The organism is Pseudoclavibacter soli DSM 23366, from assembly GCF_000423505.1.
In the GTDB taxonomy this organism is placed as follows: Bacteria; Actinomycetota; Actinomycetes; order Actinomycetales; family Microbacteriaceae; genus Pseudoclavibacter_A; species Pseudoclavibacter_A soli.
Window position 1 is genome coordinate 469,686 of the sequence record NZ_KE384027.1, and the last position, 17,452, is coordinate 487,137.

17 protein-coding genes are annotated in these 17,452 nt (G+C 64.8%); 8 read left to right on the forward strand and 9 right to left on the reverse strand.

Translation table 11 applies throughout. The features are described 5' to 3' along the window. Positions 1–158: 158 nt before the first annotated feature. Positions 159–1,124 carry an endonuclease domain-containing protein gene (locus G557_RS0109680; RefSeq protein WP_028245866.1) on the reverse strand — a complete coding sequence of 322 codons (966 nt, stop codon included), beginning with the start codon at positions 1,122–1,124 and terminating at the stop codon, positions 159–161. A 209-nt stretch (positions 1,125–1,333) separates the two neighbouring features. Next, on the reverse strand, positions 1,334–2,140 hold the full coding sequence (locus G557_RS0109685; protein WP_028245867.1) for an exodeoxyribonuclease III: 807 nt from the start codon (positions 2,138–2,140) through the stop codon (positions 1,334–1,336). 108 nt (positions 2,141–2,248) lie between these two features. Here G557_RS0109685 and pyrE point away from each other — a divergent pair, with 108 nt between their 5' ends. From pyrE to G557_RS0109725, 8 genes are all read left to right on the forward strand, one after another. Further along, positions 2,249–2,794: an orotate phosphoribosyltransferase gene (gene pyrE, locus G557_RS0109690; protein ID WP_028245868.1), complete on the forward strand. Its 546-nt coding sequence runs from the start codon at positions 2,249–2,251 to the stop codon at positions 2,792–2,794. Between the two features lie 69 nt (positions 2,795–2,863). After that, positions 2,864–3,709, forward strand: coding sequence for an HAD-IIA family hydrolase (locus tag G557_RS0109695; RefSeq protein ID WP_051225023.1), 846 nt, complete (start codon positions 2,864–2,866; stop codon positions 3,707–3,709). After that, positions 3,706–4,374, forward strand: a complete 669-nt coding sequence (locus tag G557_RS0109700; protein WP_051224981.1) for a TrmH family RNA methyltransferase — start codon at positions 3,706–3,708, stop codon at positions 4,372–4,374. Before G557_RS0109695 ends, G557_RS0109700 begins: the two co-directional genes overlap by 4 nt. 93 nt (positions 4,375–4,467) lie before the next feature. Beyond that, positions 4,468–6,279 carry a phosphoenolpyruvate carboxykinase (GTP) gene (locus tag G557_RS12950; RefSeq protein ID WP_036962067.1) on the forward strand — a complete coding sequence of 604 codons (1,812 nt, stop codon included), beginning with the start codon at positions 4,468–4,470 and terminating at the stop codon, positions 6,277–6,279. Positions 6,280–6,326: 47 nt separating this feature from the next. After that, on the forward strand, positions 6,327–8,012 hold the full coding sequence (locus G557_RS0109710) for a variant leucine-rich repeat-containing protein (protein WP_028245871.1): 1,686 nt from the start codon (positions 6,327–6,329) through the stop codon (positions 8,010–8,012). A 101-nt stretch (positions 8,013–8,113) separates the two neighbouring features. Then, positions 8,114–9,403, forward strand: coding sequence for an adenylosuccinate synthase (locus G557_RS0109715; RefSeq protein ID WP_028245872.1), 1,290 nt, complete (start codon positions 8,114–8,116; stop codon positions 9,401–9,403). Next, a complete protein-coding gene (gene nth, locus G557_RS12955; RefSeq protein WP_051224982.1) occupies positions 9,403–10,068 on the forward strand; it encodes an endonuclease III in 666 nt (221 codons plus the stop codon). Before G557_RS0109715 ends, nth begins: the two co-directional genes overlap by 1 nt. 73 nt (positions 10,069–10,141) lie before the next feature. Next, a complete protein-coding gene (locus tag G557_RS0109725) occupies positions 10,142–10,492 on the forward strand; it encodes a hypothetical protein (protein WP_028245873.1) in 351 nt (116 codons plus the stop codon). A 42-nt stretch (positions 10,493–10,534) separates the two neighbouring features. Here G557_RS0109725 and G557_RS14040 read toward each other — a convergent pair whose 3' ends face one another. The 7 genes from G557_RS14040 to G557_RS0109760 form a co-directional block, all read right to left on the reverse strand. After that, positions 10,535–10,858, reverse strand: a complete 324-nt coding sequence (locus G557_RS14040; RefSeq protein ID WP_028245874.1) for a GNAT family N-acetyltransferase — start codon at positions 10,856–10,858, stop codon at positions 10,535–10,537. Positions 10,859–10,973: 115 nt separating this feature from the next. Then, complete coding sequence (gene purL / locus G557_RS0109735; protein WP_084627128.1) at positions 10,974–13,298, reverse strand: phosphoribosylformylglycinamidine synthase subunit PurL; 2,325 nt, start codon at positions 13,296–13,298, stop codon at positions 10,974–10,976. After that, complete coding sequence (gene purQ / locus G557_RS12960) at positions 13,295–14,068, reverse strand: phosphoribosylformylglycinamidine synthase subunit PurQ (RefSeq protein WP_084627129.1); 774 nt, start codon at positions 14,066–14,068, stop codon at positions 13,295–13,297. Before purQ ends, purL begins: the two co-directional genes overlap by 4 nt. After that, positions 14,068–14,328, reverse strand: coding sequence for a phosphoribosylformylglycinamidine synthase subunit PurS (gene purS / locus G557_RS0109745; RefSeq protein ID WP_028245876.1), 261 nt, complete (start codon positions 14,326–14,328; stop codon positions 14,068–14,070). Before purS ends, purQ begins: the two co-directional genes overlap by 1 nt. A 79-nt stretch (positions 14,329–14,407) precedes the next feature. Continuing rightward, complete coding sequence (locus G557_RS0109750) at positions 14,408–15,277, reverse strand: phosphoribosylaminoimidazolesuccinocarboxamide synthase (protein WP_028245877.1); 870 nt, start codon at positions 15,275–15,277, stop codon at positions 14,408–14,410. Positions 15,278–15,279: 2 nt separating this feature from the next. Beyond that, positions 15,280–16,545 (reverse strand): phosphoribosylamine--glycine ligase, encoded by a 1,266-nt coding sequence (gene purD / locus G557_RS0109755; protein ID WP_028245878.1) that lies wholly within the window; start codon positions 16,543–16,545, stop codon positions 15,280–15,282. A gap of 29 nt (positions 16,546–16,574) precedes the next feature. After that, positions 16,575–17,384: a hypothetical protein gene (locus G557_RS0109760; RefSeq protein WP_028245879.1), complete on the reverse strand. Its 810-nt coding sequence runs from the start codon at positions 17,382–17,384 to the stop codon at positions 16,575–16,577. Positions 17,385–17,452: the final 68 nt, after the last annotated feature.

The window sequence follows — 17,452 nt, forward strand, 5'->3', positions numbered from 1 at the left end:
TGAATTTGCTGACGGCGGCCGTGGGGCATTGCCGGCATTTTGCACGGGGCGAATCTGGTGACGGGGTGGCGCGAGGTGGCAAGTCTCGTGCACGCGTCTCTTGCACAGCCTGACGAGCACCGAAGCCCTCCTGCAACGGCAAGCCACTGGCTCGCGCCTTACGAGGCGCTGGCGATCTTCTGCAACACATCGGCGTGCACCGCCGGCCAATCGAACAGGATCTGCCGGTAGCTGTATCGCGCGGGCACCTTGCCGATGGCGGTGATCATCATGTCTTTCTGATAATCGCGATCGCGCTGCTCACGGGTGAGATGCGTCGACCCGTTGATCTCAATCGCGAGAATGCCGTCGACCAACAGATCGATGCGCGTGCCGTCTGGCAGTGCCACCTGCGACTCGACGTGATGACCAGCAAGGGTCAGCAGCACACGCAGGATGCTCTCCAGCCCTGATTCAGCGGCGGTGTCAACGTATCTCAGAATGCGTCGCCCACAGGGCGAGCCGCTGAGCGCACGGATGAGGTCGGCATGCGTCAGCGACAGCACGGCATGTCTGCCGAGATAGCGGTTGTTCACGCGAGATCGGGCCAGACGCAGCAGAGAGTCGACGACAGCCACCGCCTGCTCGAATGGGACCTCGAAGAGGCCATGGAGCACAGCAGCATGAGGAGGCAGCACTCCGAAACCCAAATCGGTGGCGGGAATTCGCGGGTGCTGATGCCAGCGCACGGGGACATCCCTGTGCTGTGCGCTGAACCCCTGACCGCTGCTGAACACCGGGGCGATGCCATGCTGAGCCGTCGCGGGAAGAGCCAGCGGCAACGACGTGATCTGCCGGTGCGCGATGGTGACGCGAGGCGTGTGCAGGTGTACCGATGCCTCGGGCGGCAGCCACACGCGGTTCGTGTTGGTCTCGAGCAGTTTCAGCGCATGCAGACCGGTGAGCTGGCCGCCGCCGATGAGGGCCTGGCGAACCCAAGGATGGGCATCGTCGCGTGCGTACCAGCCTGGGCGCAGTCGGGTCAGCCGCCCGGTGCGCATCAGCGCCTCGATGGCGCGCCGGGAGTACCCTGCGTCGTGCAGTGACTTGGCGCTGTATACCCCGTATGGGCTGAACTGTGGCATGCATCCACTGTGCCTGTCTGGGGCGGGCACCGGTCGGGCTCAGCGCCGGCTGTGGACGAATTCGGCAGTATCTGCGACTGTGTAGAACCGGTGGGATGTGGTACCGGGCACCGTTTCACCCCGCTGCGCAGGATTTCACCGCAGGAGCGCACAAATGGGTGAAATCATGCACGCAGCGGCGAGATGCTGCACGGCGGCCAGCAGCCGCGTCAGAACACCATCGGTCGGTCATCGTCATCACCCGGCAGCTCGACGACCACCGGCACGTGGTCGCTCGGCTGCACCCCTTCACGCGCAGCGCGGTCGATGTAGGCATTTTCGACCTGAGCGGCGAAGGCTGGCGAACCCAGCACAAAGTCGATGCGCATGCCCTCGTCGCGAATAAACCGCAGCTGCTTGTAATCCCAATACGTGTAACCCGTAGGCGCAAACGGCCGTACCACATCGGCGAATCCGGTCTGCTCGAACGCCGAGAAGGCGGCTCGCTCCGGCGCCGAGACATGCGTCTTGCCCGCGAATGCGGCCACATCCCACACATCACTGTCGAGCGGCGCGATGTTCCAGTCGCCGACCAGCGCGATCTGGGCGTCTGGGTCGGCAGCAAGCCAACCGGCGGCATCCTCGCGCAGCACGCGCAGCCATTCGAGCTTGTAGGCATAATGCGGGTCATCGAGCTCCCGCCCGTTCGGCACGTAGAGGCTCCACACCTGCACGCCGTCGAAGGTGGCCCCGATGGCCCGCGCCTCGACCACGTCGCGAAAGCTCGGCTGCCCGGCAAAGCCGATCTGCACATCCTCGGCCGCAATTCTGCTGATCAGTGCCACGCCGTTCCACTGATTGAGCCCGTGCATGTGCACCTCGTAGCCGCGCTCTTCGAACGCCGCGAACGGAAACTGCGACTCGCGACACTTAATCTCTTGCACGGCCAACACGTCGACGTCGTTTTCGTCGAGCCATTCGGTGACCCGGTCGATGCGGGCCCTGATCGAGTTCACGTTCCAGGTTGCGATGCGCACGGCCCCCACTGTACCAATGGGGCGGCAGGATGCCCGGGCCGCCACCCCCACAGCGCACGCCGCGCCCCTCCCGCACTGGCCCGCTCGCGCTTGCGTAGAATGAGACGCATGACCTCAGCACGCGACCAGCTCATCTCGTACATCAACTCCGACGCCGTGTTCCATGGTGACTTCACGCTGGTCAGCGGCAAAAAGGCGACCTACTACGTCGACCTGCGCAAGGTCAGCCTCGACTATCGGGTGGCCCCGCTGATCGGGCAGGTCATGGTCGACCTCATCAAAGACATTCCCGATGTCTATGCCGTCGGCGGTCTCACGCTTGGCGCCGACCCCATCGCCACCTCGATCTTGCATCAGGGCGCGGCGCAGGGCCTGGCCTACCACGCATTCGTGGTGCGCAAAGAGCCCAAAGACCACGGCCGCGGCCGTCAGATCGAGGGCCCCGAGCTCGCCGGCAAACGGGTCATCGTGGTCGAAGACACCTCCACCACAGGCGGTTCGCCGCTCAAGGCGATCGCGGCGCTGCGCAAGGCCGGGGCCGAGGTCGTCGCCGTAGCGGTCGTCGTCGATCGGCACACGGGTGCCAAAGAGGCGATCGAGGCCGCGGGCATCCCGTATCTCGCGGCGATCAGTGTCGACGAACTCGACGTCTGAGACACGCGATCATGAATGCGTCATGCACTGTTCACCGCCCAGTTGGCACAGTGTGAGAGGCTGGCACCGATGACACCGCAGACGCAGAACCCGCAGAACGAAGCCCAGCTCAGTCGCGCGAGCATCCAATCGTGGCTGACCGACATGGATGGCGTGCTCGTCAAAGAGGGGCGCGCACTTCCCGGCGCGGGCGAGCTGATTCGCAGCTGGCGTGCGCAGCACAAACCGTTTCTCGTGCTGACCAACAACTCCATCTACACGCCGCGCGATCTGAGCGCGCGCCTGCATTCAATGGGCATCGACGTCGCCGAAGACGAAATCTGGACTTCCGCGCTGGCCACGGCTCACTTTCTGGCCGCTCAGAAGCCCGGCGGCAGTGCATACGTGGTGGGCGAGGCCGGGCTGACCACAGCCCTGTACGAGGCCGGTTTTGTGCTCACTGATCGCGACCCCGACTACGTTGTGGTCGGCGAGACCCGCACGTACTCGTTCGAGGCGATCGCCAAGGCCATCCGGCTGATACTCGGCGGTGCTCGGTTCATCAGCACCAACCCCGACCCCACGGGGCCGGGCCCTGAGGGGCCGCTGCCGGCGACCGGGGCCATCGCCGCACTGATCTCGAAGGCAACCGGGGGTCGCGAACCCTATGTGGTGGGCAAACCCAACCCGATGATGTTCCGCTCGGCGATGACACGCATCGATGCACACTCCAAAACCACCGGCATGATCGGCGATCGCATGGACACCGATGTCGTCGCCGGCATCGAGGCCGGTCTGCACACGGTGCTGGTGCTCATCGGCATCTCCGACCTCGCCGAAGTCGAGAAGTATCCGTTCCGGCCCGACGAGGTGCTGGGCTCAGTGGCCGAACTCATCGAAGAGCCCACCGCTGCGGGCGATACACTCGACGGGTGACCGACCAGCCGAGCCAGAGCATCCCACACACCAGCACCCCAGAACACACCACGCACGGGGTGGGGCCGTGGCCCGGTGGCCCTGAGGCGTGGCCCGACGACCCGCACTACGACCCTGAGCTGCTGGCGAACGGCGACACTCGCAACGTCATCGACCGCTACCGCTACTGGTCGATGGCCGCGATCGTCGCCGACCTCGACACCAGGCGTCACCCGTTTCATGTCGCCATCGAGAACTGGCAGCACGACCTGAACATCGGGTCGATAGTGCGCAGCGCCAACGCATTTCTGGCCGAGCGGGTGCACATCGTGGGCAATCGCCGCTGGAATCGCCGGGGAGCAATGGTCACCGACCGCTATCAGCACGTCGATCATCACGCCACCATCGACGAGTTCGTGGCCTGGGCCAAGCAGGCCCAGCTGCCGGTCATTGCGATCGACAACGTCGAAGGCTCGCAGCCCATCGAGCGCATCGAGCTGCCCGAGCGCTGCGTCTTCTTGTTCGGCCAAGAGGGGCCGGGGCTGAGCGCCGCTGCGCTTGCCGCGGCGGATGCGGTGGTCGAGATCACCCAGTTCGGCTCCACTCGGTCGATTAATGCGTCGGCGGCTGCGGCGATCGTGATGCACGATTGGGTGCGTCAGCACGCCCGCATAGACGGCGAGTGACGCTGCGTAGAAATAGTATTGCGGGTATAGTAAAAGATCCCCCGGAGGGTCGATGGCGCCCCTCACCGCTTCTCATGACAGAAAGCCGATGATATGGTCCAGCACATCGAGTCCGTTGCGCAGTGGGTGCAGCAGTTCGCCGACATCCTGCAGCCCGAGCGCATCCAATGGGTCGATGGCTCTGCTGAAGAGTGGGAGACGCTGACCCAGCAGTTGGTCGATGACGGCACCTTCATTCGTCTCAACCCCGAGAAGCGCCCCAACAGCTTCTTGGCGCGTACCGACCCCACCGACGTGGCACGCGTCGAAGACCGCACGTTCATCTGCTCTGCCCGCGAAGAAGACGCCGGCCCCACCAACAACTGGCGTGAGCCCGGCAAGATGCGCGAAGAACTCATTGAGGTGTTCCGCGGCGCCATGCGAGGGCGCACGCTCTACGTCATTCCCTTCTCGATGGGGCCGATTGGCGGCGATATCTCGCAGGTGGGCATTCAGCTGACCGACTCGCCCTACGTGGTGGTCAGCATGCACCTGATGACCCGCGTCGACAACGACCGCGTTGCCGAACAGATCGCCAACGGCGCCGAATGGGTGCCGGCAGTGCACTCCGTGGGCTACCCCCTGATCGACGAAAACGGTGACGCCCGCCCAGACGTGCCCTGGCCGAGCAACCCGACCAAATACATCGTGCAGTTTCCTGAGACCCGCGAGATCTGGTCGTATGGCTCGGGCTACGGCGGCAACGCGCTGCTGGGCAAGAAGTGCTATGCACTGCGCATCGCCTCGGCCATGGGGCACGACCAAGGGTGGCTCGCCGAGCACATGCTGCTCATCCGAGCGACCAGCCCGGCAGGCCGCAGCTACCACATCACCGCGGCGTTCCCTTCGGCCTGCGGCAAGACAAACTTCGCCATGATGCGCCCAACCCTGCCCGGCTGGAAGGTCGAGACGCTGGGCGATGACATCGTCTGGATGCGCCCCAAAGCAGATGGTCGGCTCTATGCGATCAACCCTGAGAATGGCTTCTTCGGCGTGGCACCGGGCACGGGCGTGACCACAAACCCCAACGCCATCGAGGCACTCAGTGAAAACGTCATCTTCACCAACGTCGCACTCACCGATGACGGTGATGTCTGGTGGGAGGGGCTCACCCCCGAGGTACCCGAGCATCTCATCGATTGGCGCGGTCGCGACTGGACCCCTTCGTCTGAGACCCCGGCGGCGCATCCCAACTCCCGCTTCACTGTGCGGGCCGACCAAGCGCCGTCAATCGCGCCCGACTGGGACGAGCCGGCGGGCGTGCCCGTTGACGCGGTGCTGTTCGGTGGTCGCCGTCGCACGAACACTCCGCTGGTCGTCGAGGCGCGCTCCTGGCGCGACGGTGTGTATATCGGTGCCACTATGGCCAGCGAGCAGACCGCCGCGGCCGAGGGTACGGTCGGTCAGCTGCGCCGCGACCCCTTCGCGATGCTGCCGTTCTGCGGTTACAACATGGCTGACTACTGGGGGCATTGGCTCGAGATCGGCGAGACGCTCGGCGAGGGAGCGCCACACATCTTCGGTGTCAACTGGTTCCGTCGTGCCGCCGACGGGTCATTCCTGTGGCCGGGGTTCGGCGACAATTCGCGTGTCATCGACTGGATCTCCAAGCGCTTGGAGAACGAGGTGACCGGCGAGTCCTCGCTGTTGGGCATCCTGCCGAAGCATGAAGAGTTCGAGCTTGAGGGCACCGAGGTGTCTGACGAGGATTGGCAGGCCCTGTTCGCACTCGACCCGGAAGCGTGGCTGCACGAGACTGACGATGTCGAGCGCTACTTCAAGATCTTCGGCTCACGTGTGCCACAACCATTGCGTGCACGTCTCGAAGAGTTGCAGGCTGCACTCGAAGCGGAGGCAAACCGCTAAGCTGATTCACAGGTCTGCTCGACCCCACAACGAAGAGAGGTTCAGACATGTCAGATCCCCAGCTGCTCGCCGAGGCCAGCAACCCCAGCACGCCAGCCGCTCGGCTGGCCGAGCTGGTCGTGCAAGACCCCTCCTTGGGGGCGCTAATCGCCCGACATCCAAATGTGTATCCAGGGCTTCTTGAGTGGCTGGCATCGAACGGCGACCCGGCTGGGCAGCGAGAGGCTTCTGCCGCTCTGGCTGGGCGCGCGCCCGGTCGGGCACCCCAGCTGCCGCCCGTGGCAAAGGCTCCGAGTGCTGCCGCAGCGCCAAGCGCACCCGCGCAGCAGCAGTATCAGCAGCCGCAAGCGTCGCCGAGTGGCCAGCCGACATTCGGCCAACAGGGCGCGGACGCGTCAGCAGGCCAAGAGCTGCAGTGGCATCCGGGTACCGACGACGCCCCGCGCAAACGGCGGCCGTGGGTGCTGATCACTGCCATTGCCTTGGTTGTGGCTCTCGTCGTCGGCGGTGGCGCTTGGTGGTGGTTCGGCCTGCGTGATTCCGGCGGGGTGGGCAGCGCTGGTCAGGCAACCCCAGAAGAGGCCGCCAAAACTCTGCTCAGCTCGCTTTCTGACAAAGATCTGTTGACCGTTGTCGGCGCAGTCGCACCGTCTGAGGCGAATGTGCTCACGCCTCTGACTGAACAGCTTGAGCAAGGGCGCAGCGCGTCCAATACCCAAGACATTGCGCGCCTGAGTGCTGAGGCGCTCGATCTCGTCGAGATCAAGACAGACGGGCTTGAGCTCTCGACAGAAGATCTCGATGGTGGCGCCGGCGAGGTGTCTGTGACTACGGTCACGGCAGGTACGCTCACAGTCAGCACCACCGATGAGCAGCAGCTGGCCGAGAAGATCGCCGAGCTGCAAGAAGCAGTCGACCCGACGAGTGCCGAAAGTGCTGACGAGATTCGTGGCGATCTCGACCTGCCACACACCTCAGATTTCGCTGACTTCTCCAGCGACTACGGGTACGACTTTCCGATCGTCACCGTCAAAGAGAACGATCAGTGGTACACCAGCCTGATGCTGACAGCGGCCGAGAACGCCTTCCAGTCGGCCAAGCAGTATGACTCCTCGCTCAAGCACGGCACACTCGTGACCGCAGACCAGACGGTTCGCAGTGAAACGCCGGAGGCTGCGCTGAAGGCGAGTGCCGAGGCGATCGTCGATGGCGCCAACACCGGTGACTACAGTGAGATTGCGCGCACGCTGCCGACGGCAGAGCGCCGACTGGTCAGCCTCTATGGCGACAGCGTCTTCGATGAAGTGGGCAGCACCCCGTCGGTTCTCAGCCTTGACGCCGACGGGGCGAGCACCGAGATCGACGGAGACAAAGCGAAGGTACTGCCCGACGACTACACCTTCTCGTTCTCCTCGGGGTCGCAGCGCATTGAAGTCATTTGGTCGAAGCTCGAGTTCACCATCAAAGTGACCAGCAGCTCGTACTCCTCGTACAACAACAGCGTGACTGTCGATTTGGCGGCTCCCGCAACCGCATCTGAACTGGGTCTCGACCAAGTGTCACTCGTGGCTGTGCAAGAAGACGGTTCGTGGTACTTCAGCCCCTTGGCCACACTTGCAGAGATCGCCCAGGTGATTGTGCCCAAGGTGACCCAGCTCTCCGACGACGGGCGGCTCGACAGCGTGCTCGAAGAGTATGGCGAAGACATCCAGCAGCAGCTCTACGGATACTGAGGTTGGCCCTCGAGATGGCCGACCTGTCATGAGGTGTCGCTAGACTGGTCGAGGTCGGTCGCAGTGGCCGATGAGATCACAACACACGTGAGGGGTGCAGCATGCCTGCCATTGTCCTGGTCGGTGCTCAGTGGGGCGACGAAGGAAAGGGCAAGGCCACCGACCTGCTCGGTTCCAGCGTCGACTACGTCGTCAAGTTCAACGGTGGCAACAACGCCGGGCACACGGTGGTCATCGGCGACGAAAAATACGCCCTGCACCTTCTGCCATCGGGCATTCTGAGCCCCGGCGTCGTGCCGGTGATCGCCAACGGTGTGGTGGTCGACATTGAGGTGCTCTTCCAAGAGCTCGATGCGATCGAGGCGCGCGGTGTCGACACGTCGAAGCTGCGGGTGAGCGCCAACGCGCATGTCATCACGCAGTACCATCGCACGCTTGACCGTGTCTCAGAGCGATTCTTGGGCAAACGTCAGATCGGTACCACCGGCCGCGGCATCGGCCCGGCGTATGCCGACAAGATCAACCGTGTGGGCATCCGTGTGCAAGATCTGTTCGACGAGAACATCCTGCGGCAGAAGGTCGAAGGCGCGCTCGAGCAGAAGAACCAGCTGCTCGTCAAGCTGTACAACCGCCGTGCCATCGACCCCGACGAGATCGTCGACGAACTGCTCAGCTATACCGATCGGCTGCGCCCGCTGGTGCATGACACCTCGCTCGAGCTCAACCAGGCTCTCGACGCAGGCAAAACCCTCCTGTTTGAGGGCGGTCAGGCCACCATGCTTGACGTTGACCACGGCACCTACCCCTTCGTCACTTCGTCGAACCCCACATCGGGCGGGGCCTGCACGGGTTCAGGCGTTGCGCCAAACCGCATCGATCGCGTGATCGCCGTCGCCAAGGCCTACGTCACTCGAGTGGGGTCGGGCCCGTTCCCCACTGAGCTGTTCGACGAGTCGGGCGAATATCTGCGCAAGACTGGCTTTGAGTTCGGCGTCACGACTGGCCGCCCGCGTCGCACCGGATGGTACGACTCATTGGTTTCGCGTTATGCCGCCCGCGTCAACGGCGTCACCGACTTCGTGCTCACCAAGCTCGATGTGCTCACCGGCATTGAAAAGATTCCGGTGGCGGTCGCCTACGACGTCGACGGTCAGCGCTTCGACGAGATTCCGGTCAACCAGAGTGATTTTCACCACGCCAAGCCGATTTACGAGTACTTCCCGGGCTGGAGCGAAGACATCACCACGGCACGCAGCTTTGAAGAGCTGCCGGCAAATGCCCGTGCCTATGTCGAACACCTTGAAGAGCTCTCTGGTGCACGCATCTCGGTCATCGGCAACGGTCCCGGTCGCGACTCAGTGATCGAGCGGCACAGCCTGCTGCACGACTGATGACCACGTGGGCCGATGTCGCCGACGAGACCCCGCTGGCACTGACGCGTCGGGCGCGAAAAATGGGGCGCATCCTCGCCGATGAATACCCCGAGGCCCATTGTGAGCTCGACTTCGCGAACCCGCTACAGCTGACCGTGGCCACCGTGCTCTCGGCACAGTGCACCGACAAGCGGGTGAACATGGTCACGCCCGCACTGTTCGCCAGGTACCCAACGGCCAAAGACTATGCCGAGGCCGACCCCACCGAGCTGGAGTCATACATACGATCGACCGGGTTTTACCGGGCTAAAGCCCGTAACATCATCGGGTTGGGGCAGGGGCTGGTCGAACGTTTCGGCGGACAGGTGCCCCATACCCTCGATGAGCTGGTGACACTGCCTGGTGTGGGTCGCAAGACGGCGAACGTGGTGCTCGGCAACGCCTTCGACGTGCCCGGGCTCACCGTCGACACGCACTTCGGCCGCTTAGTTCGACGCTTCGGCTGGACCGCCGAGACTGATCCAGTGAAGGTCGAGTTCGCGGTTGCGGAGCTGTTTCCCCGGCGTGACTGGACCGCCCTGTCTCATCGTCTGATCTGGCATGGGCGTCGCATCTGTCACGCTCGCAAGCCCGAGTGCGGCATCTGCCCTTTGGCGCGCCTGTGCCCCTCAGCAGCTGCCTGACGCTCATCAGACGATGTTCAGCGTTGCATGTGCTGGCTGTCGGTCGTGAACCACCGGCGGTAGAGTCTGCGGCATGAGCATCCTCATCTCCCTCCTCGTCTTCGCCCATATTCTCGGTGCTGCCGCTCTCGTCGGCGGCTGGCTGGCAACATTCAAGACCCCCACTGTCACACTGTGGCAGTGGATCGGCGCGCTGGTGCAGCTCGTCTCAGGTCTGGCTTTGGTCGGTATCTTCGAGGCCCAAGGCAGCGACCTCAACCACGCCAAGATCGCGGTGAAGCTGCTGCTGGCCATCGGCGTCGCAGTCGCCGCGTTCATCGGTCGGCGCAAGGCAGTGCGGGGCGAGACCGTGCCCACTGGGCTGGCTCATGCCGTGGGCGGCCTGGCCTTGATCAACGTCGCAGTGGCCACGCTCTGGCACTGATCTCGGTCGGCCCAGCGACTGAGAGCGGCGACGCGAACCCAGTCAGCCAGCGATCAGGTGAGTGAACTCATCGGGGTGGCGTTCAATCCACTTCGCCGCGTAGGGGCAGCTTGCGGTGACCTTCACGGGTGGCGTGCGGCTACGCAGTGCGGTGAGCGCGCCGTGGACCAAGCGCCCAGCCAGCCCCTGCCCAGCGAACGTCTCGTCGACCTCGGTATGCGTGAGGTCAACGAGCTGAGGCGCACCGCCGCTCAGGCTGTAGACGAGCTGACCAGCCGGGTGGCCATCGACCTGCAAGATGAAGGCTTGGCGCTCTGGCGCATCCACAATCGTGATTTCGGGCTGAGGAGACGACGTTGTGCTCATGCGGTCAGCATACGTGAGTCGACGCACTGTCTGCACTCGCGGCTGGTTGGCCGCTGCCGACATTGCGCTGACCGCGCCGCCATATCTCTGCGCGGCAAGGATGCCCGCGAGAGTTTTAGGCGAAATGACGCGGCAGGGTGCCCTGGTGCGTGGCGCGCAGGGCGTCGACGCTGATATCAAACAGACCCTGCACCTCGAGCGCATCACCGTCGGTGACCCCGATGCGCATCAGCGGGTAATCGCGGGCACTCACGAGCCCCTCGAAGCGAACCGCGTCTTCGCGAGCCACCGAGACCAGCACGCGGCCGGTCGACTCTGAGAACAGAGCGGCAGTGGCATCGATGCCGTCGCGACGCTGCAGCTCGTCAAGCCACACCCGTGCACCCACGCCAAAGCGCAGCACACCCTCGGCCAAAGCCAGGCCGAGGCCGCCTTCACTCAGGTCGTGCGCGGAGGTCACGAGGCCCTCACGGGCGAGTGCCGCCAGCACCTCGGCGAGATGCCGTTCGCCGGCCAAATCGACCAGCGGCGGGCGACCGCCCAGGTGATCGAAGAGCACACCGGCCCATGCGGAGCCGTCGAGCTCGTCGCGGGTGGCACCGAGCAGGTAGAGGTTCTGACCCTCGTCTTGCCAGCCGCTCGGCACGCGGCGTGCGACGTCGTCGATCAGCCCCAGCACGCCGACCACCGGCGTCGGGTGAATCGGGGTGTCGCCGGTCTGGTTGTAGAAGCTGACATTGCCGCCGGTCACCGGAATGCCCAGCTCGCGGCAGCCTTCGGCGAGGCCAGCCGTGGCCTCGGAGAACTGCCACATGACCTCGGGGTTCTCGGGGCTGCCGAAGTTCAGGCAGTCGGTGACGCCAGCAGGCACAGCACCGGTCACGGCCACGTTGCGATATGCCTCGGCGAGGGCGAGCCGAGCGCCCGCCCGCGGGTCGAGCTGGGCGTAGCGGCCATTGGCATCGGTCGCGATGGCGAAGCCGAGGCCGGTCTGCTCGTCGACGCGGATCATGCCGGCGTCTTCAGGGAAAGAGAACGCCGTATTGCCGAGCACGTAATAGTCGTACTGGTCGGTGATCAGCGAGGTATCAGCCTGGTTGGGGCTGGCAAGGATGGCCAGCAGAGCATCGCCGAGACCCTCACCTGAGTTGTCGCGTGCGAGGTCGGCCGTGGTGTCAGCCTGCAGCTCGTCAAGCCATGCGGGGCGGGCCACCGGGCGGTCATACACCGGGCCGTCGACTGCGACAGTGTGCGGTGGCACGTTGACGATCTCGACGCCGCGCCAGTTGATGACCAGTCGGTCGCCGTCGGTGACCTCGCCGATCACGGAGGTTTCGACCGCCCACTTCTCGGCGACGGCCAAGAACTCGTCGAGCTTGTCGGGCGCGACGATGGCCATCATGCGCTCCTGCGACTCGCTCATCAAAATCTCTTCGGCGGTGAGCGTGGGGTCGCGCAGCAGCACGTTGTCGAGCTCGATGTACATGCCGCCGTCACCGTTGGCCGCCAGCTCGCTGGTGGCGCAGGAGATGCCGGCTGCGCCGAGGTCTTGGATGCCCTCGACCAGGCCCTTGGCGAACAGCTCGAGGCACAGTTCGATCAGCAGCTTCTCGGCGAATGGGTCGCCGACCTGCACAGCAGGGCGCTTGGTCGGCCCGCCTTCGCTGAAGGTGTCAGAAGCCAGAATGGAGGCACCGCCGATGCCGTCGCCGCCGGTGCGGGCGCCGAAGAGCACCACCTTGTTGCCGGCGCCGCGGGCGTTGGCCAGGTGCAGATCTTCGTGACGCAGCACGCCGACCGCCAGCGCGTTGACCAGGGGGTTCGCCTGGTACGTGGCGTCGAAGACCGTCTCACCGCCGATGTTCGGCAGGCCCAGGCAGTTGGCGTACGAAGAAATGCCGCGCACCACGCCGTCGACAACGCGGCGGGTATCGGGGTGCTCGACGGCGCCGAAACGGAGCTGGTCCATGACCGCGACGGGGCGTGCGCCCATCGAGATGATGTCGCGCACGATGCCGCCGACGCCAGTGGCCGCACCCTGGAAGGGCTCGACGAAGCTGGGGTGGTTATGGCTCTCGACCTTGAAGGTGACGGCCCAACCGTTGCCCACGTCGATCACACCGGCGTTCTCGCCGATGCCGACCATCACGCGCTCGCGCTGTTCGGCTGTGGTGTCGCCGAACTGGCGCAGGTACTTCTTGCTCGATTTGTACGAGCAGTGCTCGCTCCACATCACCGAGTACATGGCCAGCTCGCCTGAGGTGGGGCGGCGGCCCAGAATCTCGCGGATGCGACCGTACTCGTCTTCGGTGAGGCCGAGTGCTGCGAAGGGCTGCTCGGTATCGGGAGTGGCAATGGCGTTTTCGACCGAATCGGGCTGGTGCACGGGCACGGCGGCTGTGCTCTCGGCGTCGGTCTGGGGGTGCTCTGAAGTGCTCATTCGCGAATTCCTGCGTCGGCGGTGTGTGGGGCTGCTGCTGTGGTGGCGGTCTCGTCGTCGAAGACGGGATCGATACCCAGCCAGGTCAGCACCGAGGTGAAGAAGGTGAGGCCGTCAACGCCGGAGCGCATGCGGTAGGGAGTGTCGGGGCCGAAACCAGCCACGATGGCGTGCTCAGGGTGGGGCATGAGCCCAACCACATTGCGAGCTTCGTTGGTGATGCCGGCGATGTCGTTGACCGAGCCGTTTGGGTTGACTCCAAGGTAGCGGGCGACGATACGCCCGTCGCCCTCAAGCTGCTTGAGCGTGTCGTCATCGGCCACGTAGCGACCGTCGGCGTTCTTCAACGGGATGATGATCTCTTGACCCTGCTCATACCCGTTGGTGAACGCGGTATCGGCCGCCTCGACGCGCAGCTGCTGGTCGCGACGAATGAAGTGCAGGTGCTCGTTGCGCACCAACGCGCCGGGCAGCAGATGCGACTCGGTGAGAATCTGAAACCCGTTGCAGATGCCCAACACGGGCAGCCCGTCATGGGCGGCCTCGATGATGGAGGTCACGATGGGCGACTGCGCTGCAAGCGCACCCGCGCGCAGGTAGTCGCCATAGCTGAAGCCGCCGGGCAGCACGACTGCGTCAACACCAGAGACGTCAGTGTCGGCATGCCAGAGCGGCACGACCTCGGCACCGGCGTAGCGGCCCGCCCGCTGCGCGTCGACATCGTCGAGCGAACCGGGGAAGGTGACGACCCCGATGCGTGCGGCGGCCATCAGGCTTCGGCCTCGTCAGCGATGCGCACGCTGACCACGTCTTCGATCACCGGGTTCGAGAACACATCGGCGGCAATCTCAGAGATGGCAGAAAGGGTCTCTTCGGTGATCGGGCCGTCGACGCTCACCTCGAAGCGCTTGCCGATGCGCACATCGGTGACCTCGGTGTGCCCGAGCCGGTGCAGCACGCCGGCGACAGCCTTGCCCTGAGGGTCAAGAATCTCGGGCTTCGGAACGATTTCTACAATGATCTTCGACACTGGGTGGGCTCGCCTTACCGTGAGTGATTGTTGCGTCGTGTGACGCCACCATTCTAGCCCACGGCACCGAGGCGTGGCGTCAGCCCTGGGTCAGCAGCTCGAACAGCTCGCGGTAGCGTGCAGCGGTCTGCGACACGATCTCGGCGGGCAGCTCGGGAGGGGTGCCGGTGCGATCCCAATTGTCGAGCAGCCAGTTGCGCACGATCTGCTTGTCGAAGCTCTCTTTGCGACGGCCTTCAGCCCACGCCTGCTGGCTCCAGTAGCGCGATGAGTCAGAGGTCAACACCTCATCAGCGAGCACCAGGTGGCCGAGGTCATTGCCGAATTCGAACTTGGTGTCGGCGAGGATCAGGCCATGCGCCTCAGCCACAGCAGCGCCCTGCGCGTAGATCGACAGCGAGGCGTCACGAATGGCGGCCGCAGCATCCGCCCCGACCAGCTCAACCGACTGATCAAAGGTGATGTTCTCGTCGTGCTGGCCGGCCGGCGCTTTGAACGCCGGAGTGTAGATCGGCTCGGGCAGGCGGTCGCCGAATGACAGGCCGGCAGGCAGCTCGATGTCAGTGACCCGGCCGGTCTGCTGGTACTCCTCCCAAGCGCTGCCCGCGAGGTAACCGCGCACGACGGCCTCAATGGGATACATGTCGAGACGTTTGGCGATGATCGCCCGCCCGGCCACGGCGTCTGGCACATCAGTGCTCAGAATGTGGTTGGGAAAGTCGATGCGGTCGAACCACCACAGAGCCAAGCGATTGAGCAGCTCGCCCTTGTCTGGGATGGGCGGCTCAAGCAGGTGGTCGAAGGCGCTGACCCGGTCGCTGGCGACCAGCAGCAGCTGATCGGCGGCCTCAAGTGACTCGCTGCTCAGGGGAATGTAGAGTTCGCGAACCTTGCCGGAGTACACATGCTTCCAGCCGGGAAGTTCAATCGGGGTGTTGACAGGTGACATGACTACCTCTCCAGGAGATCTGCGCGGGTGCGCTCGGCGGATGCGATGTCGTTGCGGTGATGCGAGCCGTCGAGGTGGATTTTCGCGAGGCCAGCATACGCTGCGCTTCGTGCCTGCTCGAAGTCATCGGCGACGGCCACGACGTTGAGCACGCGGCCGCCGGTGGCAATCAGCTCACCGTCGCGCACCTCGGTGGCGGCATGGATGACCGACACGCCTTCGCCCTCGGCGTCGGCCACTCCTGAGATGACTCGGCCGGTCTGTGCGTGCTCGGGATACCCCTCGCTGGCAAGCACCACCGTGATCGCGTGCTGGCTTGAGAACTGGGGCTCGTCGACCGAGTCGAGGCGACCTTCGGCCGCGGCCAGCAGCAGGTCGGCGAATGACCCCTGCAGGCGCGGCAGCACGACCTGGGTCTCGGGGTCGCCGAAGCGCGCGTTGAACTCAATAACGCGCACGCCCTTGGCAGTGACGATCAGGCCGGCGTAGAGCAGGCCCACGAAGGGGGCGCCCTCCGCGGCCAGTTGAGTGACCGTGGGCTGAGCCACGCGCTCGCGCACCTCGTCGACGAAGCCGGCCGGCAGCCACGGCAGGGGAGAGTAGGCGCCCATGCCGCCGGTGTTCGGCCCCTGATCGCCATCGAATGCGCGCTTGTAGTCTTGGGCCGGGGTCAGCGGCACCACACGAGTGCCGTCGGCCAAGAAGAACAGCGAGATCTCTTGGCCATCGAGAAATTCTTCGATGAGCACGCTCTGATCGATCCAGTGTTCGGCGTGTGCCAGTGCGGCATCGCGGTCGCTGGTGACGATCACGCCCTTGCCGGCGGCCAGCCCGTCGGCTTTGACCACGTAGGGGGCGCCGAAGCGGTCAAGCGCATCGGCGACCTCGGCGATGGTGGTGGCTCGCACTGCGCCAGCAGTCGGCACGCCAGCGGCCTCCATGATGCGCTTGGCGAAGCTCTTTGAGCCCTCTAACTGGGCGGCGTTGCGATTCGGTCCGAAGACCGGCACGTCGAGTGCGCGAACAGCATCAGCCACACCCGCAACCAGTGGAGCCTCGGGGCCGACGACCACGAGATCGGGCTGCAGATCGCCGACCAAGGCGACCACGGCATCCGGCGAACTCGCGTCGATGTCGACGACGGGTACATCGGCGGCGATGCCGGCGTTGCCGGGGGCAGCGGTCACTTCGTGGGTTTCGGGGTCGGCCAGCAGTCGGCGGATGATGGCGTGCTCGCGAGCGCCGGAGCCCAGAATGAGAATCTTCACTCTCTCAGGGTACCCGACGCGCGCAGAGCTCAGAACAGCGTCAGCCGTGCCAGTACAGTCTCGGGAACCGCCGACGCCGGGATCTCGGCGAACCAGAAAGCGCCGCCGACGGCGGGCAGATCTACAGCATCTTCGTGCCACAGCGAAGCAGGCACCACATCGGCGTGTTCACCGTCGAGGTAGTGTAGCTGCTCGGCATCTCGGATCAGCAGAGCCCAGCGCTGATGCCCGGCAACATTGGCGATGGGGGTATAGACCCCGGGGTCGACCTTGGCCGGCCCGTTCGTCTGTGGCCATCGTTCGTCGAGTATCACGCCGCTGACGGCCTCGGCCGGCAGACCTTGGATCCAGTTCGCGATGTACGGGGTGTAATCGTCGATGTCTTCGGGCGTGATCTCTGCAATGTCGCCAACTCCGGCCAGCTCGTGCGCCCAAGCGAGCCATACTCGCGGTGAGGGCAGTTGCACGAGCACCGGCGTACCGACGGTCTGCCCGATGACAGAAACCAGCTCCAAGAGACGCTCAGCGAGATCCTCATTGGACAGCATTGTGCGGAGTGCGTAGCCGATGCGGGAACGGGCACCCATGGCGTCGACGATGGCAGGGTGTTCATCAAGGTACGCCTGCATAGGTGAGCGGAGGTCGAGCACCACAGCATCGGAGTGCAGCAGTGACTGGGCCTGCCCGTAGTGGTTGGCGACCTCCTGCGGGCTCGACCACGGCACCTCGCGTCCCTGCCGGAGTACTGCCTGCGCATAGGCCTGTGAATCGAGTACGAGGGCACGCAGGCGAGGTGAGTAGGGGGTGCTCAGCAGCGTCTGGAAAGTTGTGTCGGTCATGGAGTGCTCCTTTGAGATGTTGTCGGGGTGGGGAGCAGGGGGCGACCGGCGCGTTTGCCGTTCACCCC